Source organism: Mesorhizobium sp. BR1-1-3, from assembly GCF_020165455.1.
In the GTDB taxonomy this organism is placed as follows: Bacteria; Pseudomonadota; Alphaproteobacteria; order Rhizobiales; family Rhizobiaceae; genus Mesorhizobium; species Mesorhizobium ciceri.
This window is the reverse complement of record NZ_JAIUIC010000017.1, coordinates 55,607-77,812: the sequence shown is the minus strand read 5'-3', so window position 1 is coordinate 77,812 and position 22,206 is coordinate 55,607. Positions and strand designations below refer to the sequence as shown.

General features: G+C 63.4%; 17 protein-coding genes. 13 read left to right on the top strand and 4 right to left on the bottom strand.

Annotation, left to right across the window (positions count from 1 at the left end; translation table 11 throughout):
- The first annotated feature begins 77 nt into the window (after positions 1-77).
- The 9 genes from LB559_RS29260 to LB559_RS29220 all read left to right on the top strand — a co-directional run bounded on the left by LB559_RS29260 (position 78) and on the right by LB559_RS29220 (position 8,004).
- Positions 78-746 carry a response regulator transcription factor gene (locus LB559_RS29260; protein WP_013529780.1) on the top strand — a complete coding sequence of 223 codons (669 nt, stop codon included), beginning with the start codon at positions 78-80 and terminating at the stop codon, positions 744-746.
- A 79-nt stretch (positions 747-825) separates the two neighbouring features.
- The gene (locus LB559_RS29255) at positions 826-2,085 is read left to right on the top strand and encodes a flagellar hook protein FlgE (protein WP_013529779.1); all 1,260 of its coding nucleotides are present in this window, start codon (positions 826-828) and stop codon (positions 2,083-2,085) included.
- A gap of 27 nt (positions 2,086-2,112) precedes the next feature.
- Positions 2,113-3,567, top strand: coding sequence for a flagellar hook-associated protein FlgK (gene flgK / locus LB559_RS29250; protein WP_224675596.1), 1,455 nt, complete (start codon positions 2,113-2,115; stop codon positions 3,565-3,567).
- A 4-nt stretch (positions 3,568-3,571) separates the two neighbouring features.
- Positions 3,572-4,615, top strand: coding sequence for a flagellar hook-associated family protein (locus LB559_RS29245; RefSeq protein WP_013529777.1), 1,044 nt, complete (start codon positions 3,572-3,574; stop codon positions 4,613-4,615).
- A gap of 31 nt (positions 4,616-4,646) precedes the next feature.
- Positions 4,647-4,994: a flagellar biosynthesis regulator FlaF gene (flaF, locus tag LB559_RS29240; protein WP_013529776.1), complete on the top strand. Its 348-nt coding sequence runs from the start codon at positions 4,647-4,649 to the stop codon at positions 4,992-4,994.
- On the top strand, positions 4,991-5,434 hold the full coding sequence (flbT, locus tag LB559_RS29235) for a flagellar biosynthesis repressor FlbT (protein ID WP_013529775.1): 444 nt from the start codon (positions 4,991-4,993) through the stop codon (positions 5,432-5,434). The genes flaF and flbT overlap by 4 nt, the downstream gene beginning before the upstream one ends.
- Entirely contained in the window at positions 5,434-5,841 is a 408-nt protein-coding gene (gene flgD / locus LB559_RS29230) for a flagellar hook assembly protein FlgD (RefSeq protein WP_013529774.1), read from the top strand. The genes flbT and flgD overlap by 1 nt, the downstream gene beginning before the upstream one ends.
- A gap of 24 nt (positions 5,842-5,865) precedes the next feature.
- Complete coding sequence (gene fliQ / locus LB559_RS29225) at positions 5,866-6,132, top strand: flagellar biosynthesis protein FliQ (protein ID WP_013529773.1); 267 nt, start codon at positions 5,866-5,868, stop codon at positions 6,130-6,132.
- Between the two features lie 228 nt (positions 6,133-6,360).
- A complete protein-coding gene (locus LB559_RS29220; protein WP_013529772.1) occupies positions 6,361-8,004 on the top strand; it encodes an MFS transporter in 1,644 nt (547 codons plus the stop codon).
- A 15-nt stretch (positions 8,005-8,019) separates the two neighbouring features.
- On the opposite strand, the gene LB559_RS29215 is transcribed toward LB559_RS29220, so the two are convergent.
- Positions 8,020-9,801, bottom strand: coding sequence for a chloride channel protein (locus LB559_RS29215; protein ID WP_063168927.1), 1,782 nt, complete (start codon positions 9,799-9,801; stop codon positions 8,020-8,022).
- 130 nt (positions 9,802-9,931) lie between these two features.
- A complete protein-coding gene (locus LB559_RS29210) occupies positions 9,932-10,231 on the bottom strand; it encodes a putative quinol monooxygenase (protein ID WP_013529770.1) in 300 nt (99 codons plus the stop codon).
- Positions 10,232-10,378: 147 nt separating this feature from the next.
- On the opposite strand from LB559_RS29210, the gene flhA reads away from it, so the two are divergent.
- From flhA to LB559_RS29195, 3 genes are read left to right on the top strand one after another with little or no spacing between them, the layout of a single operon-like run.
- Positions 10,379-12,466 (top strand): flagellar biosynthesis protein FlhA, encoded by a 2,088-nt coding sequence (flhA, locus tag LB559_RS29205; protein WP_027161423.1) that lies wholly within the window; start codon positions 10,379-10,381, stop codon positions 12,464-12,466.
- Positions 12,463-13,215: a flagellar biosynthetic protein FliR gene (gene fliR, locus LB559_RS29200; protein WP_013529768.1), complete on the top strand. Its 753-nt coding sequence runs from the start codon at positions 12,463-12,465 to the stop codon at positions 13,213-13,215. The genes flhA and fliR overlap by 4 nt, the downstream gene beginning before the upstream one ends.
- Positions 13,216-13,217: 2 nt before the next feature.
- Complete coding sequence (locus LB559_RS29195; RefSeq protein ID WP_224675595.1) at positions 13,218-13,601, top strand: hypothetical protein; 384 nt, start codon at positions 13,218-13,220, stop codon at positions 13,599-13,601.
- Positions 13,602-13,765: 164 nt separating this feature from the next.
- On the opposite strand, the gene LB559_RS29190 is transcribed toward LB559_RS29195, so the two are convergent.
- Together LB559_RS29190 and LB559_RS29185 are read right to left on the bottom strand one after the other, a co-directional pair.
- Positions 13,766-14,461 (bottom strand): response regulator transcription factor, encoded by a 696-nt coding sequence (locus LB559_RS29190; RefSeq protein ID WP_224675594.1) that lies wholly within the window; start codon positions 14,459-14,461, stop codon positions 13,766-13,768.
- Positions 14,458-16,008: a sensor histidine kinase gene (locus LB559_RS29185; RefSeq protein WP_224675593.1), complete on the bottom strand. Its 1,551-nt coding sequence runs from the start codon at positions 16,006-16,008 to the stop codon at positions 14,458-14,460. Before LB559_RS29185 ends, LB559_RS29190 begins: the two co-directional genes overlap by 4 nt.
- A gap of 124 nt (positions 16,009-16,132) precedes the next feature.
- Between LB559_RS29185 and LB559_RS29180 the strand changes: the two genes are divergently transcribed.
- Positions 16,133-21,994 carry an autotransporter domain-containing protein gene (locus tag LB559_RS29180; protein WP_318014191.1) on the top strand — a complete coding sequence of 1,954 codons (5,862 nt, stop codon included), beginning with the start codon at positions 16,133-16,135 and terminating at the stop codon, positions 21,992-21,994.
- The last annotated feature ends 212 nt before the right edge of the window (positions 21,995-22,206 follow it).

Sequence of the window (22,206 nt, the reverse complement as noted above, 5' to 3'; positions counted from 1 at the left end):
GACGGTTGTTCAGGATTCCCGCCAGCGGATACGCCTCTCTTCACGGGGCAAATGATTTGATTCGGAAGGCGGGGCCGATGATTGTGATCGTTGACGAGCGCGAGCTCGTAACAGAGGGATACAATTCACTTTTCGATCGTGAGGGCATCGCCTGTGCAGGCTTTGCATCCGGCGAATTCGGTGAGTGGGTGAACTCTGCCGCGGACACCGATCTGCGCTCGGTCCGAGCCTTCCTCATCGGCGACTGCCGCGAAGGCTCCATCTCTCCGCGCCAGATCCGCGACCGCACCGGCGCTCCGGTGATTGCGCTCAGTGAACAACATTCCCTGGAGAACACGCTGCGGTTGTTCGAGAGCGGCGTCGACGACGTCATCCGCAAGCCCGTCCATATCCGCGAGATCCTGGCCCGCATCACCGCCATCCGCCGCCGCGCCCAGGAAGACGTCGCCTACACCGAGATCGGCGCCATGCGCATCTTCATGGATGGCCGCGACCCCGAGATCGACGGTCAGCCCCTCCCCCTGCCGCGCCGTGAACGCCGCATCCTCGAATATCTGGCGAGCAATCGCGGGCGCCGGGTCACCAAGACCCAGGTTTTCAACGCCATCTACGGCATCTTCGACGAAGAGGTCGAGGAGAACGTGGTGGAAAGCCACATCAGCAAACTGCGCAAGAAGCTGCGCGAGAAGCTGGGCACCGACCCGATCGATTCCAAGCGTTTCCTCGGCTACCGGCTCGTCTTCTGATGCAGCGCCGCGCCAGCCTCGCGCAAGAAAACATGCGTAGCCTCGCAGCCAGCAGCATGGACACAGCGGAGACGTTTCGATGAGCCTCTATGGAATGATGCGGACCGGCGTTTCCGGCATGAACGCGCAGGCAAACCGCCTGTCGACGGTCGCCGACAACATCGCCAATTCAGATACCACGGGTTACAAGCGGTCCTCCGCCGAATTTTCGACGCTGGTCATGCCGTCGACCGGCGGCGCCTACAATTCCGGCGGCGTCACCACGACGATCCGTCAGGCCGTCAGCGATCCGGGCGTGCTTCAGTACACGACCTCGGTTTCCGACCTTGCCGTCAGCGGCGATGGCTTCTTTGTCGTTCAGGATCCGAGCGGTACCCCCTATCTGACCCGAGCCGGCGCTTTCGTTCCCGACGGTCAGGGCAGGCTTGTCAACTCGGCCGGTTTCCAGCTGATGGCCTACAGTTACGAGAACGGCGTACCGGCAGCGACGGTCAACGGCTTCGAGGGATTGGTCCCGGTTGTCATCTCCGACCAGGGCATGACCGCAACGCCGAGCACCGAGGGCAGCTTTGCCGGCAACCTGCCGGCGGGTGCGACCCCGGTCGCGACCGCCAATCTGCCCGCCGCCAACGCTGCGACCGCGCAATACACGTCGAAATCCTCCATGGTCGCCTACGACAATCTCGGCAACAAGAAGCTGCTCGACGTCTATTTCACCAACACCGGCGCCGGCACCTGGCAGGTGGCGGTCTTCGATCAGTCGAAGGCCACCGCTGGAACATCGTTCCCCTACACCGCCGGCGGCTTGCTGGGCTCGGCCAACCTGACCTTCGACACCACCACCGGCAAGCTCACCGGCACGCCCACCAACGTTTCATTTACCGTGCCGAACGGCGCCACCCTCAATCTCGATCTGTCGGCGCTGACCCAGCTTGGCACCGGCTTCACGGTTTCCGACGCCCAGGTCAACGGCAACGCACCGAGCACCATCGACAAGGTCCAGATCAGCAAGGACGGCACCATCTACGCCCAGTACAAGGACGGCTCGACCAAGCCGCTCTACAAGATCCCGCTGGCCGACGTACAGAGCCCGGACCAGCTCAAGGCGCTGCCTGGCAACGTCTATTCGCAGGGCACCGAGTCCGGCGCGGTTCGTGTCGGCTTTGCCAATGAAGGCAAGCTCGGCTCCATCATCTCCGGCGCGCTCGAGAATTCCAACGTCGATATCGCCGAAGAACTGACCAACATGATCGCGGCACAGCGCAGCTACACCGCCAATTCGAAAGTCTTCCAGACCGGTTCCGATCTGATGGACGTCCTTGTCAACCTGAAGAGATAAGACGGGCGTCGCCCGCGAAAGACCCGCATGTCACTGTCTACCGCATTGAGTATCGCCCAGTCGGCGCTTATGAACACCGCGCGACAGACCAGCGTTGTCTCGCGCAATGTCGCCGACGCCTCCAACCCGGACTATTCGCGGCGCCAGGCCGTCGTCACCAGCACGGCGCCGGGTGCGCGCTCGGTCGATATCCAGCGCGCAGCCAACGAGCTTCTGTTTCGCCAGAATCTCGCCGCGCTATCGGCCTGGAGCGGCCAGAACGCTCTCTACAACGGCATGGATAAGTTGGGTGTTGCGGTCAATGGCGTCGACAATGCGTCCTCGCCCTCGACCGCGATCGCCAACCTGCAGCAGGCGCTGCAGCTCTACGCCACCTCGCCGTCGAATCAGAACATCGGCGCCTCCGTCATCGACGCCGCCAAACAGGTCGTGCGCTCGCTCAATGAGGGCTCCAAGGCAGTCCAGGATTTCCGCACCCAGACCGACGGCCAGATTGCCACCGCCGTCGACGACCTGAACTCGCTGCTCGGCCAATTCCAGGATGCCAACACGGCCGTCATGTCCGGAACCCGTTCCGGCACCGACGTTTCCGATGCGCTCGACCAGCGCGATGCGCTTTTGAAGAAGATTTCGAACTATGTCCCGGTGTCGACCTTCACGCGAGGCGACAATGACATGGTCATCACCACCGGCGACGGCACGACCTTGTTCGAGACGATACCGCGCACGGTCACCTTCGCGGCGTCGGCAGGCTATACCGCGGGTGCCGCCGGCAATGCCGTCTACATCGACAATGTGCCGATCTCGGCGGGAGCCGGTGGCAACACCAGCGCCAGCGGCACGCTTGCCGGCCTGCTGCAATTGCGCGACGGCGTCGCCTCGACCATGCAGAGCCAGCTCGACGAGACCGCGCGTGGCCTGATCACAGCCTTTGCCGAAACCGCACCCTCGATGGCCAACGCCGCCGGCCTGTTCACCTGGTCTGGTGCGCCGGCCGTGCCGGCGGCCGGCACGCTGGTCAACGGCCTTGCCGCGTCCATCAGCGTCAATGCAGCGATGGACCCGGGCACCGGCGGCAACCCGATGCTGCTGCGCGACGGCGGAGCCAACGGTGCGGCCTACGTCGCCAACACGGGCGGTGGCGCATCCTATTCCACCCTTCTGGTTGCCTATGGCGACCGGCTCGACCAGCCGATGACTTTCGACCCCGCCGCCGGGGTTTCGGCAACGTCCAGCGTGTCCGACTACGCCGCCAGTTCGATCGGCTGGTTCGAGGGCGTGCGCCAGCAGGCTTCGACCGCCTCCGACGCCAAGGAAGCACTGGCGTCGCGCAGCGCCGAGGCGCTGTCCAACGCGACCGGGGTCAATGTCGACCAGGAAATGTCGCTGCTGCTCGACCTCGAACACACCTACCAGGCATCGGCCCGGATGATGAAAACCGTCGACGACATGATGACGGCCTTGCTCAACGCGGTGGGATAATTCCATGACTTCAGTCTCCTCGGCCGCAATCTCCAATGCCATGCGCTCCCAGCAGATGCGCATGCAGGCCGAACTCGTCAAAGCCACGAAAGAATCCTCGACGGGCAGGGTCGCCGACGTCGGCCTGGCTCTCGGCGGGCGCACCACCCAGGCCGTCACTTTCCAGCGCGATCTTGACCGGCTCAACGTCATCATCGATTCCAACGGCCTGGTCGGCGCCCGGCTCTCCTCGACGCAGACCTCGCTTGGTCAACTCTCGACCGCCGCTCAGACGTTCCTGTCCGCCCTGACCACCGCCTCCTCAAGCGACTCGTCCAACAGCCTCACCCAATCCTCCGGCAAGGCGACCATCCAGCAGCTGACCTCGATCCTCAACACCAGCGTCAATGGCGAATACCTGTTCGCCGGCACCAACACCGACGTCAAGCCAATCAACGACTTCACAGCTGCCGGCTCCCCCGCCAAGGCGGCATTCGACGCCGCTTTCGTCGCCAATTTCGGCTTCACCCAGGACGATCCGCTCGCGGCCGACATCACGGCTGCCCAGATGGACGATTTCATCACCAATGATGTCGCCCCGCAGTTCACGGGCGCTGGTTGGCAGGGCAACTGGTCGAACGCCACCGACCAGCAGATCGTCAGCCGCATCGCACTCAACGAAACCACACCGACGTCGACCAGCGCCAACAGCGCCGGCATCCAGAAGCTCGCAATGGCGGCAGCCATGGTCAGCAGCCTGATGTCCAGCAACATCAGCCAGGCGGCGAAGAATACGGTTGTCAGCCGCTCCACCACATTGGTTGGCGAAGCGCTGAGCGGCATTGGCCAGCTTCAATCCGAGACCGGCATCGTCCAGAAGCGGGTTTCCGATGCCAACGATCGGATGAAAACGCAGGTCGACCTTTTCGAACGGCACATTCTCGACCTGGAAGCTGTCGATCCGGCCGAAGCCGCGACACGGGTCGCGGACCTGACACAGCACATCGAAACGTCTTTCGCGTTGACCGCACGCCTGCAGCAGCTCAGCCTGTTGAATTACCTGACCTGACAACGCTTAACGGAACGGTAGAGCCCCAACGATGTACCAATTCTCTTACGCCGACATCCAGAGCAACTCCGTTGCCGACGCGAAGGACCGCGAGCGCGAGCTTCTGACCCGCTCGATCGACATGCTGGCGGCGGCAGCAGTGGCCGGCCACGGTTCGATGGAGGCGATAGAGGCGCTTCACTTCACCAACCGCGTCTGGACCGCCTTCGTCGAGGATCTTGGCTCCAGCGACAACGCCCTGCCAAAGGAACTGCGCGCCAACCTCATTTCCATCGGCCTGTGGCTGCTGCGCGAGGCGGAGGACATCCGTCAGGGCCGCACCAACAATTTCGAAGGGCTGATCGAGGTGTCCCAGATCATCAGGGACGGCATTCAATGACCAACACGCTGAAGATATCGCTGAAGCCGAACGAAAAGATCTATATCAACGGCGCCGTCATCCGGGTCGACCGCAAGGTCACCGTCGAATTGATGAACGACGTCCAGTTCCTGCTCGAAAACCACGTGATCCAGGCCGAAGATGCCTCGACACCGCTCAAGCAGCTTTATTTCATCCTGCAGGTCATGCTGATGAACCCGGCCGGCGCCGCCGCCGCACGCGAGATGTTCCGTCGTTCGCTGCCGCTGCTTCTGGCAAGCTTCGAGGACGGCCAGATCTGCAGCGCGCTGAAACAGATCGACCGCATGGTCGGCGAGGACCATATCTACGAAGCGCTGAAGGCGATCCGCGCACTTTATCCGCTCGAACGCCGCGCGCTGGGTGGCAATGACGATGTTTCGGGTGCCGAGCGCCCGTTGGCTGTTGGAGCACGATACTGATGAACGTGGACATGACGACGACGATTCCGACCGGCGCCAATCAGGCCACCGCGTCCACCTCGAAGACAGCAGTCGACTACCAGTCCTTCCTGAAGCTTCTGATCGCCGAGATGAAGAACCAGGATCCGACCAAGCCGATGGATTCGACGCAGTATGTCGCCCAGCTCGCCACCTTCTCGCAGGTCGAGCAATCGGTGCAGACCAACACCAAGCTCAATCAGATCATGCAGTCCTCGGCGCTGTCACAGGCCGACGCACTGATCGGGCGCTCGATAACCTCCGCCGACGGCCTGACGACGGGCACCGTGGCTTCGGTGCGCCTCGCCAGCAACGGTCTCATCGCCGTGCTGCAGAACGGCACCGAAGTCGCGGTCGGTCCGGGAGTTTCGGTCAAGGCGGCAAGCTGACGCTTTCGACAGAGAGCCAGTCCCATGAATGAGGCCGACGCTCTCGACATCGTCCAGTACGCGGTATGGACGGTGCTCGTCGCGTCCGCTCCGGTGGTGCTGGTCGCCATGGTGGTCGGCATCGGCATCGCCCTCATCCAGGCGCTGACCCAGGTGCAGGAAATCACCTTGACCTTCGTGCCGAAGATCGTCGCCATCATGCTGGTGGTGGCGCTGACCGGCCCCTTCATCGGCAGCCAGATATCGGCCTTCACCAACGTCATCTTCGAGCGCATCCAGAACGGGTTCTAACCTGTTTTGGGAAGGTGTGCCGCGGCATGCCGTTCGTGATTGTCCGAAGACAGACGCCGCCGATCCCCGCGGCGCCTCCGCACCCACGGCAGACAAGCCTGGACCGCCTCTATCCCATTGTTGGACCATGAGCTTTTTTGCCCTTTGCGGCGCCATGCCCTACTTTCGGCAAACGGTCTGCGCAAACGGATTGTCTGACGGGCAGGCACGACATGGCAGGAATCCCAAATGATTGACGAAAAGCCGGACAGCGAGAGCGTCTCGGCGCTGGCGCCCTTCCGGCACGGCATTTTCCGCGCCGTGTGGGGCGCAAGTCTCGTCTCGAATTTCGGTGGCCTGATCCAGGGTGTCGGCGCCGCCTGGATGATGACCACGATCGCCACCTCGCCCTATCAGGTGGCCCTTGTCCAGGCTTCGACCACCTTGCCGATCATGCTGTTTGCGTTGGTCGCCGGCGCCATCGCCGACAGTTTCGACCGGCGCAAGGTGATGCTGGTCGCCCAGACCTTCATGCTGGTGGTGTCGGTGCTTCTGACCCTGTTCACCTATTCGGGCCTGATCACGCCATGGACGCTGCTTGCCTTCACCTTCCTGATCGACAGCGGCACCGCACTCAACAGCCCGTCATGGCAAGCCTCCGTCGGCGATATCGTTCCCCGCAACAAGGTGCCGGCGGCCGTCGCCCTCAATTCGATGGGCTTTAACCTGACGCGCAGCGTCGGTCCGGCGATCGGCGGCATCATCGTCGCCGCCGCCGGTGCGGCAGCCGCCTTCGCGGCGAACGCGGTGAGCTATATCGGCCTGATCGTCGTGCTGGCGCGCTGGAAGCCGAACGTGCCGGTATCGACCTTGCCGCGCGAGTCGCTGGGGGCCGCCATGGGCGCCGGCCTGCGCTATGTCGCCATGTCGCCCAATATCGGCAAGGTGCTGGTCAGGGGTGCTGCGTTCGGCTTCAGTGCAGGCGCTGTGCTTGCGTTGCTGCCTCTGGTGGCGCGCGACGTCGTCAAGGGCGATGCGCTTACCTATGGCATCATGCTCGGCGCCTTCGGCATCGGCGCGGTCGGCGGCGCCTTGATCAGCGTCAGGCTGCGGCAGTTGCTCTCCAGCGAGACGATGGTGCGCTGTGCGTTCGCCGGCTTCGCCGTCTGCGCCTTCAATGCCGCCGTCAGCCAGCATGCCTGGCAGACATCGCTCGGCCTGCTTGTCGGCGGTGCCTGCTGGGTGATCGCGCTTTCGCATTTCAACGTCACGGTGCAGATGGCGACGCCGCGCTGGGTGGTCGGCCGGGTGCTGTCGGTCTACCAGACCGCGACCTTCGGCGGCATCGCGCTCGGCAGCTGGATCTGGGGCGTCGTCGCCGACGCGCATGGCGCCGAAACCGCGCTGATCGCCGCCAGCATCGCCATGCTGGCCGGCGGCGCCATCGGTCTTTTGCTCCCGCTGCCGCAACAGCAGGTGCTCAACCTCGACCCGCTCAATCGCTTCAAGGAACCGCATTTGGCGCTTGACCTTAAGCCGCGCAGTGGTCCCATCGCCATCATGATCGAGTATGTGATCCGCCACGAGGACGAACCGGAGTTCCTCGCCATCATGGCCGAACGCGGCCGCATCCGCCGCCGTGACGGCGCCCGCAACTGGACGCTGGCGCGTGATCTCGAGAATCCCACCATATGGATCGAGCACTATCACACGCCGACCTGGATCGAATATATCAGGCACAATGGACGCATCACCCATGCCGACGCCGTCATCGGCGAGCGCCTGCGGGCACTGCACAGCGGCAACGAGCCGCCCCGCGTGCGCCGCGTGATCGAGCGCCCGACGACCGCCGGCACGGCCCTCGTGATGGCCAAGGGACCTATTGAGCACTGACTCCGGGTTGTCCCTCTACCCCTCGCCCGACAGGTCCCGGCGCGCCTTGTCGAGTTCCTCGGCATAGCGCCGCATCAAATGGCCTTCGGTCAACAGGCCCAGCACGATGTGGTCGGTGAAATCCTCGACCACGGCGAGTTCTTCGGCGCCCGCCCGCTGGAATGTTTCCGCGGCGGCCTGCACGTTCATGCTCGGCACCAGCACCGCGTCCTTGTATTTGGCGAGATCGCGCACCGGCACCTCGCCATCGGACGGATCGCTGTGCAGTTCGGCCACGATCAGCACGCCGACATAGTGGTCGCCCGCATCGACGGCGATGACGCGCTGGGCAGAGCCGAGCGGCACCTCCTTGCGGAAGGCTGCCAGCGTCGTCGAGGCATAGATGGTCTTGATGTCCTTGCGCATCATCGAGCCGACTGTGAGGCTGCGCATCCAGCCGACATCGTGGGCGCTGCGGATGGTCTCGCCGCGCAGATGGAAGCGCCATGTCGAGAACGAGTAGCCGAAGGTTTCGCGCACCAGGATGGCCGACATGATCGAGGCGGCCAGCACGACGCCGGTCAGCGTCAGGTCGCGGGTCGATTCCAGCGCCAGGAAGGTCATCGTCAGCGGACCGCCGACGACACCGACGGCGAGCGACGTCATGCCGACAACGGCGGCGACGGCAGGGTCGATGCCGGTTGCCGGAGAAATAACAAGCATCACATCCGCGAACGCCTTGCCGAGCAGCGCGCCGAGGAACAGCGAGGCAAAGAACAGTCCGCCGCGAAAACCCGACCCCAGCGAGACCGCCGACGCCGCCAGCTTGAGCACGAAGACGCTGGCCACCACGGCCAGCCCGTAATTCATCGAGAATTCGCGATGCAGCGCGCCATGGCCGCTGGACAGCACCTGCGGCGTGATCAGCCCCAACAAGCCAACGATGACGCCGCCAATGACGGGGCGCAGCGACGCATCGATCGACAGCCTGGCGAAACCGCGCTCGATCAGCGTCACCAGATGCATGATGGCGATCGAGGCGGCACCGCCGAGCAGCCCGAGCAGCAGGAACGGCACATACTGGCTGGCGGTGAGCGCCGGCAGACCCGAAAGCTCGAGCGGGAAAGGCACCCCGCCGAACATTTCAGCGGTCAGCGAGGCTGAGATCGCGGCGGTCATGACAGGCGCGACATTGGCGACCGAGTAGATGCCGATGACCAGTTCGAAGCCGTAGAAGGCGCCGGTCAGCGGTGCATCGAAGGCAGCGGCGATGGCGCCGGCCGCACCACAGCCGACCAGGATGCGGACATCGTTGCGGCGCAGCCTGAAGATGCCCGCCAGCCGCGATGCCAGCCCGGAGCCAACCTGCGTATAGCCGGCTTCCAGCCCGACCGAGGCGCCAAAACCGCTGGAGATCATCGTCTGGCCGGCGATGATGAAGGTGTCGGTCAGCGACATGCGCCCCCCATAGAGCGCATTGGCTTCGATCGGGTCGATCGGTGTGCGGAATTTCCGTATCCGGAGCCAGACCACCGTCAGCCCCAGCAGTATGCCGCCGATCGCCGGTATCAGCGCCTGCATCGGATTGGCGAGCGAGAACATGCCGGAAAGCCGGCCGCCTGGCTGAACGCCGAACAGCAGCCCGTGCAGGTCCTGCACGATCTGGCTCATCGCCGTGACCAATATGCCAGCCATGACGCCTACGACACCGGCGAGGATGACCACCACGATGCCGCGTGCCTCGAGCAGGGGCAACGACCTGATCAGCACCGCGCGCAGCCGGCGGGCATAGACTTCGCTGTGGTTTCTGGAAAGCACCCGGGCGGCTCGCCGATATCGAAAGGCAGTGGAAAACCAGCCTGATACGCCCGGCGGCACGGCATGGCAACCACAATGCCGACAGACACCATGTTGGCGACAGCGCGATATCGATCGGCCTATGGACCGTTCAGGTCGACATGGGCTCGCCGGCTTCATAGAGCACGAGGTTGCGCTCGCCTATGCCAAGCGCCGGCCAGCTCGCACGCCAGTCCGCAATGTGCGGCGAGGCGAAGTGCGCGTCGAGCGCTGCCCTGTCGCTCCAGACTTCCGTGACCCGGATGAGCCCGGCATCGAAAACATCCTGCGCATAGGAATATTGGATGCAGCCGACCTCGGCGCGGCTGCCTGAAACCATGCGTTCCATTGCGGGCTTGGCTTCCTCAAATTTGTTTGGCGGCAAGCGGATGGTGCCGATGATCAGAAGCATGGGTTTCCCTTTCCTGGCGAGGCTAGCCGACACGGCGACCTGCGCATGATCGTTCGAACTAGCCAGTCTCCCACCCTCGCGCAAGCTTGGCGGACTACCCTCACAGGGCTGTCGCGCGCTCGGCAGTCTATGGGGTTTGGGGACGATATGGCGATCAGCGAAAGCATTCAGCCCGGCGCGGCCGCCAAGAACGGCCGCGACGTCTTCTTCGCCATCGGCATCGTCATCATACTTGCCGTGCTGTTCCTGCCGATCCCGGCCTTTCTCATCGATGTCGGCCTCGCCTTTTCGATCGCGCTTTCGGTGCTGATCCTGATGGTGGCGCTGTGGATCCAGCGGCCGCTCGATTTTTCGTCTTTTCCAACCGTGCTGCTCATCGCCACCATGCTGCGGCTGTCGCTCAACATCGCCACCACGCGCATGATCCTGTCGCATGGCAATGAAGGGACGCATGCCGCCGGCTACGTCATCGCCGGCTTCTCCAAGTTGGTGATGGCCAGCGACTTCGTCATCGGCCTCATCGTCTTCATGATCCTGATCGTGGTGAACTTCATCGTCATCACCAAGGGCGCCACGCGTATCGCCGAAGTCGGCGCGCGCTTCACCCTCGATGCCATCCCCGGCAAGCAGATGTCGATCGACGCCGACCTCTCGGCCGGCATGATCGACGACAAGACCGCGCAGCTGCGCCGCCGTGAACTGGAAGAAGAATCTTCTTTCTTCGGCTCGATGGACGGCGCCTCGAAGTTCGTCCGCGGCGACGCCATCGCCGGCCTCATCATCACCGCCATCAACATCGTCGGCGGCATTGCCATCGGCTACATCAGGCACGGCATGGGCATGGGCGAAGCCGCCGACGTGTTCATCAAGCTGTCGGTCGGCGACGGCCTCGTCACCCAGATCCCGGCACTGATCGTGTCGCTCGCCGCCGGCCTGCTCGTCTCCAAGGGCGGCACCCGCGGCTCGACCAACCAGGCGGTGTTCGGCCAGCTCGGCGCCCACCCGCGCGCCCTCTATGTCGCGGCATCGCTGCTGGTCCTGCTCGGCCTGATGCCCGGCCTGCCGCTGTTCCCGTTCTTTGCGCTCGCCGCCGGCATGGCCGGTCTCGGCTACGTCATCCCGATGCGCGCCAACCGTGTCCTCGCCGAAGCCGAGGCGATCAAGGACCAGGAAAAGGCGACCAAGGTCGAGGAGGAGAAGAACTCGGTCAAGGCCTCGCTCGCCACCGCCGAGATCGAGCTTTTGATCGGCAAGCAGCTGTCGACAAGGCTGCTGACGTCGCATCAGGAACTGGTTTTCCGCATGGGCAAGATGCGCAAGAAATTCGCCACCCAGTACGGCTTCGTCGTGCCGGAAGTGCGTGTCGCCGACGATTTCGCCATCCCGCCGAAAAGCTACCAGATCAAGGTGCACGGCACCGTGGTGGCCGAATACCAGATGCGCGTCGGCGAGATCATGGTGCTGCTCGGCAATCGCGACGTACCCGAGATACCGGGCGAGGAAATCCGTGAGCCGGCCTTCGGCATGCGCGCCTATTCCGTCGTCGAAGCCTTCGCCGAGGATCTGAAGCGCGAGAACTACACCTTCGCCGACAACATGTCGGTGCTGCTCACCCATCTCTCCGAGGTTATCCGCAACAACCTGCCGCAGCTTCTGTCCTACAAGGATATGAAGGCGCTGCTCGAACGCCAGGACCAGGAATACCGCAAGCTCGCCGACGAGATCTGCACCACCCACATCTCCTATCCCGGCCTGCAGGCGGTGCTGAAGCTGCTGCTCGCCGAGCGCGTCTCGATCCGCAACCTGCACCTGATCATCGAGGCGATCGCCGAGATCGCGCCGCATGTGCGCCGCACCGAGCAGATCGTCGAACATGTCCGCATCCGCATGGCCCAGCAGATCTGCGGCGACCTGTCCGAGGGCGGCGTGCTGAAGGTGCTGCGCCTCGGCAACCGCTGGGACCTCGCCTTCCACCAGAGCCTCAAGCGCGACGCCAAGGGCGAGGTGCGCGAGTTCGACATCGACCCGCGCCAGCTCGAGGAGTTCGGCCAGGACGCCACCAAGGCGATCAAGAAATATCTGGAAGCCGGCGAACGTTTCGTCCTCGTCACCGCGCCCGACGCCCGCCCCTATGTGCGCATGATCATCGAGCGGCTGTTCACCACGCTGCCGGTGCTCAGCCACGTCGAAATCGCCAAGGGCGTCGAGATCAGGGTACTCGGAACCATATCGTGAGCGTGCTGTCGCAAGGCGTCGTCATCGCGGCGTTCCTCGCCTTCTGCCGCATCGGCGCCTGTTTCATGCTGATGCCGGGCTTGTCCAGCGCCCGCGTCCCGGTCCAGGTCAGGTTGTTCGTGGCGGTCGCCGCCACCGGCGGCCTGCTCGCCTTCCTGTGGGACAAGATATTTCCTTTCGTCGACCCGCGCCCGCAGATCCTGGTGCCGATGATCATCTCGGAACTTCTGGTCGGCGGCCTGATCGGCGCCATGACCAGGCTCTACATGGAAGCCCTGCGCTTCATGGGCTCGGCCATCGCCATGCTGGTCGGTTATGGCGGCACCGGCGGACCGGCGATCGAGGAGCCCGAACCCCAGGCAGCCCTTGCCGCGATCATCTCGTTCTCGGCGCTGTTGATGCTGTTCGTGTTCGATTTCGACCACGAGATAATACGCGCGCTGGTTTCCTCCTACACGGTCGCGCCGGTCAACATCTTCTTCAACCCGCAGGCAGCCCTCGTCGATGTCACCGACACGGTGTCGGACACCTTCTTCCTGGTCATCCGCCTCGGCAGCCCGTTCGTCGCCTATGCCATTCTCGTCAATCTGACGATCGGCTTCGTCAACAAGCTGACCCCGCAGATCCCGATCTATTTCATCTCCCAGCCCTTCATCATCGCCGGCGGCATGATCATCTTCTATTTCGCCGTCGGCACCATGCTGTCGCTGTTCGTCGACGGCTTCGTCGACCTGACGCTGGCGAGATGACCATGAGCACGCGCAAGGACCGCCTCAAGAAACTGGTCAAGGTGCAGGAACAGCTGAAGGCGCTGCACGAAACCCGCCACGCCACCTTCCTTGCCGCGGCCAGTGCCGCCGAGGCCGAAGCCAGGGAACTGGTCGGCCATTTCGACCAGGCCGATTCGCTGTCCGCCCTGTTTCCCGACCTCTACCATCGCCGCATCGCCCAAGCGGTCGTGCGCCAGGAGGCGAACCTGGCGAGCGCCAAGCAGGAAGCCAGCCTCATCGCCGCGGCGACCGCCCGCACCAACATGGTCGAGCGCGCCTACAAGGACGTGCGCAACCGCGACGAACGCGAACGCTCCGACCGCGAGCGGCTCGATATCATCGCGCAGAAGCAGGGGGAGGAGTAGCTGAGGGTGTTCTGCTATCTGGCCAACGGTGAGCGTCATTGTCCAGATTGCGAATGGCGGGCATGGTGGCTTCCTGAGAGCGGACATTGCAGGCTGCGCATCGAGGTCCTGCTCACGCCACGAACAGTCGATGCTTCGGTCTGGAAGCGGCCGTTAACAGACGTTCATTGCACGGCGGCGGCCGCCGTGAAGATGTAGCCAACGCCATAGACGACCTTGATCGGCGCGGGCAAGCTGATGTGTTCCTCCAGTTTGCGCCGTAGCCGGCTGACGACGGCGTCGAGATGCCTGTTGTCGAAGTTCGACCTGGGGCGGGCGACAAGCTCCACCAGATCCTCGCGCTGGCAGATTTCACCGCTACGGTTGCAGAGCACGTTCATGAAGGCGAACTCGGCCGCCGTCAGTTTAAGCGAACGGTGATTGGGCGCGATCAGCATCCAGTTCGTACCGTCCAGCACCCACTGATCGCTGCTGCCGTTCGCAGAGTCGGGCAGGTCTCCCGTCCGTCGCAGCAGGCTACGAATTGCAGCGTCGATCTCGCGCAGTGTGCTGTGCTTGACCAGGTAGATGTCGGCGCCGCTCTCAAAGCCACGGATACGGTCGTCGCTGTCTCCCAGCGCCGTCAGCATGATGATGCCGCAGGCATGCGATTTGCGGATTTCGGTTGCCAGATCGAACCCATTCCCATCGGGCAGCCCGACATCGAGGATGATGACAGCGGGCGAACTGCCGTTGGCTAGCGTCTGGCGCAATTCCCCTGCCGTCCCGACGCCTTCGGCCGTGAAGCCCGTCAGTTCCAGGAAATCCGCCAGGTCCTTGCGCAGCCGGGGCTCGTCCTCGACGATCAGAATATGCGTCATGCGGTCAGTTCCTCCGGCGAAAGTCGATCCGTTGCCTCGCCTGCCAGAGGCAGGCTGACGATGGACGTAATGCCCTGGTCGTCGTTGGCGAGCAACTGCAGCTTGCCGCCGTGATAGGCCAGCAATTTGCGCGAAGAATAGAGGCCGAGCCCGGTTCCGGTTCCCGCCATCGTATTGGAGGCCCGGAAGAAGCGCCTGCCGATCTTGTGAAGCTCGGCCTGTGGAATACCGATGCCACGGTCACGGACCCGAATGACCACACTTCGACCTTCGCTGCGCACATCGATTTCGACTGGCTGGTCCTCTGACGAATATTTGAGCGCGTTGTCGATGAGGTTGATCAGGACGGTCGCCAGCATCTCGGGATCGGCGACAAGCGAAACGGCGTCGTCATCGGCCATAAAGATCAGGCGCTCGCCGCGCCCGGTCATCCCGAAATGCAACCGCACATCGGCAACGAGCAAACCGACGCGTATCGTCTCCGGCTGAAACCCGCTGTCGCGGTCATTGGCCATGAAGCGGTCGATCAGGGAAAACAGGCGATCGAGCGCCTCGCCAATGCCGGCGATCCGTTCTCGTGTCGCTTCGGGCGACTTGTCGCCGACAAGGCCGATCATGTCGGCCGCGTTGCGGATGATTGCGAGCGGGGTGCGAAACTCGTGGCTGACGACGCGCATGAAGTCCGCCTGCTCGTCGCGAAGCACGCGTTCGGCCGCCAGGCTCGCGTTCAACCGGCCTTCCAGCCGTCGTCGTTCCCGTACCTCCCGCGACAGGGCGATGTTTTTCTCGAGCAGCGCGGAGGACAGCCGCGAACTGACCATGAACAGCAGGCAGCCGAAAAAGGCGATCAGGAACAGCGCGCCCTGCAGCAGATACCAGGCGTTGCGGTCGGCCAGAACCGAGGCGCTTTGAAAATCGACCGGCAGCCGGTATTCGATGATGCTCTGGAGAACGCTAGCCGCGATATACTCGGCTAGCACACCGATCGTGATCCAGCGCAGGAGGGATGGTTGCGTCCGGTCCCGCATCAGCCCAAGACACATCACCGACATCATGACGACCGTAAAAAAGGTCGATGCGTGAATGCGTATAGCAATGTCGCCCGGATCCATCGCGAGGGCGGCACTCCACACGACAATTTGGATAATCAGCAGTGAAATGCTGATCCAGGTATAGCGTGGCTGCCCCAGAAAGCGCGCCAGACCCTCGGCCAGCAACACCAGGCCCAGCTTGATGATCGTGTTGTGGAGCACGATGGCCCAGGCCGCCGGCTGCTCCCCGCGCAGGAGAATCAGCAGCACCCCCGCCGCGATAGCGACGAAGCCGGCCGCAAGAAACTTCAACTCATAGAGACGGCGCCACGCCAGCCAGACAAACAACCAGGTGACGGCCTGCAGGCTTGCGGTTGCGAACGTGACAACCAGAACGGTCTTTAGATCAAGCATGGTCGAGTATTCGCACGGGTTCCCCTGCCACACCCCCCGATGCGCCAAATGTTGAATCTCGCAGGAGTTGTGCAGGGAGGCAAGCGCGATCCGCGCGTGCAAGAATTGGTCAGAATTCAATAGAATTGATCGGTGGAATTGTCGGGAGAGGACGTTTTATCATCGACCGCGATCGTCGTGGTGGTTTCGCCGGGCGGATTGTGAGGAAGCAGTCGGGGCGGTGTGCGTGGCGGACGCATGCGAACCGACGCTGCGGCAAGCGATGATTTTCGCAGGACGCCCGGCGATCGGGCCGGCGGCGGAATCGTTGCTTGCGGCACACGAGGAGGAATTCCATGACAATTCGCGATCGTCGCTCGCTTATGCGCCCGCTTGTACTTTTGTGCTCCACGGCGCTCGCGGGGTCGTTGCTGCTGCCAGTCGTCCTGACGGCGCCGGCGCATGCACAGGCTCTTTATGGTGCGACCGGAGGCCGGGGGGTGATGGTGACGTAGACAGCAACGGTGGCGATGGTGGCGATGCAGGTGACGCCGGCGTCGCGGGCAACGGTCCGGATGCAGGGACCGGTGGGGCGGCCGGCACGCAGGCCATTCCAGACGGTGGAAATGGTGACAACGGCGGCTCCGGTGGCGGCGGCGGCGGTGGTTACAGCAATATCATTGCTGGCGATATTTCCGCGCCCCTCAATGGTGGCAATGGAGGCTATGGCGGCGGCGGCAGCTTTTTGGACGGAGGCTATGGCGGCGGCGGCGCTGGTGGCGATGGCGTGCGTAATGCAGAGACGAACCCGGCAATTTCCGTGACGGCTGATGTTCATGGCGGCGATGGCGGCGATGGCAATGGCAATGGCCCGTTTGCCGGCGGCGGCGGCGGGGGCGCCGGCATGGTGCTTTTGAACAACGGCGCCATCACTGTTGAAAGCTCGGCCACCGTTGCTGGCGGAAACGGTGGCAATCCTGGCGCCAATTTCGGCGGTGGTGGTGGTGCGGGCATTGTTTTGAACACCGGCGGCGACTTGACCAACCATGGCGATGTCCTCGGTGGCACGGGCGGGGCTTTAGCCACCGGCGGAACAGCCATTGTGATGGGAGATACTGGCAGCATCGTCAACGACGGTCGCATTACCGGTGGCCGCGCCGGGGTTTCTGCATCCGCCGGTGCAGCGATCGACCTCAGAAATGGCGGGACGGTTTTTAACAGCGGAGTGATCATCGGCGGCGAGGGCAACGGTGGCCATGCTGGCGGCTCTGACGGCCCTGCTGGCGGAACCGGCAGTGGCGGCGCCCCCGGCTATATTCCCCTAACGCCCAGTAATGGAAACGGTGGTACCGGCATCATTGGGGCCAATTTGGCGGTGCTTAACGTCGGGGAGATTACTGGGGGAGATTCTTTCTTTGGCCGGGCTAACGCCATCACCTTCACCGGCGGCGCCAACACGCTTTCCCTGCGAAACGGCTCGATTATCACCGGCAATGTCGTGGTGGAGAGTGGCGCGACCGGCTCTTTGATGCTCGGGGACTATGACACGCTGCCTTCCACACCGGCCTTCGATGTCTCGAAGCTCGTGAATACGGCCACGGTAGGTGCGAGTGACGAGTTCGTCGGCTTCACGAGCTTTAACAAGGCCGGGACGAATACCGTGACCCTGACCGGCACGGGTGCGCAGGACTGGACCATCGATCAAGGCACCTTGGTCGGCGACACCAACAGCTTCGGCGGCAATCTCACCTTCTCAGGCCTGGGCAGCGGCATCGTCGTCTTCGACCAGGCGAGCGACGGTAGCTATGCCGGGACCATTACCGGCCCCGGCCATTTCGCCAAGACCGGCGCCGGTACGCTGACGCTGTCGGGCGACAGTTTCGGCCTCGCGGGCAACGTGGCCGTCTCGGCAGGCACGCTCGACATCCACACACAGCTCACCTCAGCTACCGGGATCATTGATACTGACGGAACTGATCCGGACGAGTCGGCCACCGCAAGAGTTTCAGGGTCGTCCACCTGGACTACCAACCTCCTTATTGTCGGAGATCACGATAAAGGGAAAGGGAGCTTGATCGTCGAGAATGGCGGTCAGGTTTTCAGCGCTGCGGGAGGAGTTCTGGCGCAAGGCGCGGGCAGCACTGGCTCCGCGGTGATCTCCGGGAATGATTCGAGTTGGACACTCGATGGTACCATCTCAGTTGGTCACTATGGCAATGGATCGCTCAGCATTGAAGATGGCGGGCAGGTTTCCAGCGGCAACGCCCTTATTGGTGCGGATGCTCAAGCCACCGGAGTTGTGAATATTACGGGCCGCGGGTCGGTTTGGACAGGCAACGCCTTCATTGCCGTTGGCTTCGTTGGCAAGGGCACGCTGACTCTGTCGGAGGGCGGGCAGGTTTCGGTTGCGGGGGGGCCTGCTATCGTTGGGTTGGCGGCCCAGCCAGGATCATTCGGAACGCTCAACATCGGTGCGGCAAGTGGGGAAGTGGCGAAGGCCGCCGGCACGGTTGATACGGCGTCGATAGCGTTTGGCCTTGGCACCGGTACGGTTGTGTTCAATCATCTGGGAAATCCCGATGGCTCCGATCTGATTTTCAGGCCATCCCTGACCGGCTTGGGGACCATCCTCCATGAAAGCGGCACGACCGTTTTGGCTGCAGACAATTCCGGCTTCACCGGTGCCACCACTGTTGCAGGCGGCACGCTTCTTGTCGGGGACCATGCCAGTGCCGGCTTCCTCGGTGGCACGATCAATGTCGAGGACGGCGCCACGCTGGGTGGCTCGGGCACGGTGGGCACGACAACGGTTGCCGATGGCGGGCATATCGGGCCAGGCAATTCCGTGGGTACGCTGACGGTCGATGGCAATCTGGAGCTGTCGGCCGGATCGATCCTCGATTACGAGCTGGGTAGTCCCGGCACGGCCGGAAATCCGGCCACGGGCGTGAGCGACCAGATAGCAGTGCGTGACAACCTTACGCTTAATGGCACGATTAACCTGGCACAGAGCGGAAACCCGGGAGACGGGTCGGCAGGCTTGGGTTATTACCGGCTGATGACCTATGGCGGAACGCTGTCCGGCGATGGGTTGACGATCGGTGCGGTTCCCTATCGCGATGCCAGTCTTTATGAAATCCAGGCCGGGAATGGCAATGTCGATCTGTTTGTTCCCGCTTCGGGCACGCCGGGAGACGACACGCTGCAGCACTGGCAGGGCGGCGACGGGACCTGGAACACCACGAACGAAAAATGGCTGAACCAGGGCGGCGATACTCTCGTCTCCTGGGCAGGCAACCATGCGGTGTTCAAGAACGAACCGGGCGGCTTCGACGGCGGCACGATCGCCGTCGAGGGAGCGCAAAGCTTCAAGGGCCTGCAATTCGTCGACAACGGCTATCGCCTGGAAGGCCCAGGCACACTTGACGTAGGCGGCTCCGGCAATGCCGAGATCCGGGTGCTGGCAGGCACGGCAGCCGCCATCGCGACGACGATTACAGGCGCGGGCGGGTTCAGCAAGACGGAAGGCGGCACGCTCGTCCTGGAAGGCAGCAACAGCTATCAGGGCGGCACGCGGCTTCTAGGCGGGATTATTTCCGTTTCTTCCGATGCCAATCTCGGCGCTGCAAGCGGTGCCCTGACATTCAACGGCGGCACGCTGCGGAACACGGCGGCGTTCGCGACGGCGCGCAACGTCACCCTGGATGCCGGCGGTGGGACGTTCCAGACCGATGCCGACCTGACGGCGAACGGCGTCATCTCCGGGACCGGCGCGCTCACCAAGACCGGGGCCGGCGGGCTGGTGCTTTCGAGCGCCAACAGCTACGCCGGTGGGACGACGGTTTCGGCAGGATTCATCACCGCGGCGACGACAGGCGCGCTGGGCAGCGGACCGGTGAATGTCAAGGCCGGTGACCTCCGCTTCATCAATGATGCAAGCGCCGAGAGCCTCGACATCGTCATGGAAACAAACGCAACGATGCGCTTCGATGGCAGTGCGTCGGCGGGAACGGCGACGATCGTCACTACCCAAAGCCGCATCAACTTCAACGACGAAACATCGGCCGGTGCGGCTTCGATCACCGGCAATGGTAGCAGGACGTCCTTCAACGGCAATTCGAGCGCCGCCAATGCCACGATTGGCGTTACAATCCAAGGAACGCTCGACTTCTACGACACCGCGTCTGCCGGCAGCGCCGCCATCACTAACAAGGGCGGCTTCGTTGGCTTCCATGGCGCTAACACGGCGGATGGGGCCGCGATCATCAACGATACGGGGGGAAAGGTCGACATCTCCGAAATGACGTCGGACGGTATCGCGATTGGCTCGCTTTCGGGCGATGGTCTCGTCTTTCTCGGCTCGAAGGTGCTGACGCTTGGCGGATTGGATAAGAACGACACCATCGGCGGCGTCATCCAGGATGGCAGCACTGGCATCGGAGGGAGCCTCGTCAAGACCGGCGCCGGCACGCTGACGCTGAACGGCGTCAGCACCTATACCGGTCTGACCACCATCGGCGGCGGCAAGCTCGTTGTCGGCGACGGCAGCCATTCCGGGGCAAGCATTGCTGGCGCCATTGCGGTTGCAGCCGGCGGCACGCTCGGCGGTTTGGGAACGGTGGGTACGACCACGATCGCTTCTGGCGGCACGATTACGCCGGGCAATTCGATCGGCACGCTGAATGTGTCAGGCGATTACACGCAGGAGATAGGCTCGACCTACGAAGTCGAGATCAATCCGGCCGGCAATTCCGACCTGATCGACGTGACGGGCAAAGCCACCATCCAGGGTGGCACCGTCTTCGCGCTCAAGGCGCCGGGCGGCTACAGTGCCGGAACCCGCTACACGATCCTGAGCGCGGATCAAGGCGTGACCGGCACCTATGATGCGTTCGACCAGAACGCCCCGTTTGTCGACCTGGCACTCGCCTATGACGCCAGTAATATCTATCTCGACGTTGCCCGCAATGACGTGTCGTTCTGCGACGTGGCCGGCACCCGCAACCAGTGTGCCACCGCCAATGGCGCCGAAAGCGCCGGGCCGGGCAACCCGATCTACGATGCAATCGCCGGCCTTCCGGACGATGAAACCGCACGCGAAGCCTTCGATGCGTTATCTGGCGAGATCCATGCGTCCGCCAAATCGGCGCTGATCGAGGACAGCCATTTTGTCCGCGATGCCATCAATGACCGCCTGCGTGCGGCCTTCGAGGGGGTAGGTATCCCGGCAACGCCGGTGCTGGCCTATGGCGAAGGCGGTCCGATGCTGGCGCCTGCCACCACCGATCGCTTTGCCGCCTGGGGCACGGCTTTCGGGTCATGGGGCACCTTCGACGGCGACGGCAATGCCGCGGGCCTCGATACCTCCACCGGCGGCTTTCTTACCGGCGTCGACGGCCTTGTCGCGGAGGATGTGCGGCTTGGCATCATGACTGGCTACAGCCACACGAGCTTCGATGCCGACGGCCGATCCTCGTCAGGCTCGAGCGACAATTATCATCTCGGCCTTTATGGTGGCACGCAGCGGGGCGCTCTCGCCTTCCGCTCCGGGCTTGCCTATACGTGGCATGACATGAAGACATCGCGCTCGGTGGCCATGCCCGGCTTTGCCGACAGCCTGAGCGGCGACTACAACGCTGGCACCTTCCAGGCGTTCGGGGAACTCGGCTATCGCATCGATACGCCAGTCGCGGCCTTCGAGCCTTTTGCCAACCTCGCTTATGTCAACCTGCATACGGACGGCTTCACGGAAAAGGGCGGTGCGGCGGCATTGACCAGTGCAAGCCAGACCACCGACGCCACCTTCACCACGCTTGGTCTCAGAGCCTCCGCCGGCTTCACGCTCGGCGCCATCAATGCCACAGCGCGCGGCATGCTGGGCTGGCGCCATGCCTATGGCGACGTCATACCGACCAGCACACATGCCTTCTCTGCCGGTGATGCCTTCACGATCGCTGGCGTGCCGATCGCCAAGGACAGTGCCGCCATCGAAGCGGGGTTCGATCTCAACCTGACCGATGCCGCAACCCTCAGCGTCGCCTACCAGGGTCAGTTCGGCTCCGGCGTCCAGCAGAACGGCTTCAATGCAAAACTCAACGTGGAATTCTAATCAAGCGGGAAGGATCGTTCCGGAATGACTGCCCCTGACGGAAAAGGGGCTATTCAATCCGCTTGTCGCATCGCCCAGGCGGTCGTACGCCAGGAAGCGAACCTCGCGAGCGCCAGGCAGGAAGCCAGCCTTATCGCCGCCGGTCGGAGCGAGCCTACAAGGACGTGCGCAACTGTGATGAACGCGAACGCTGCGACCGCAGGTGCCGGACT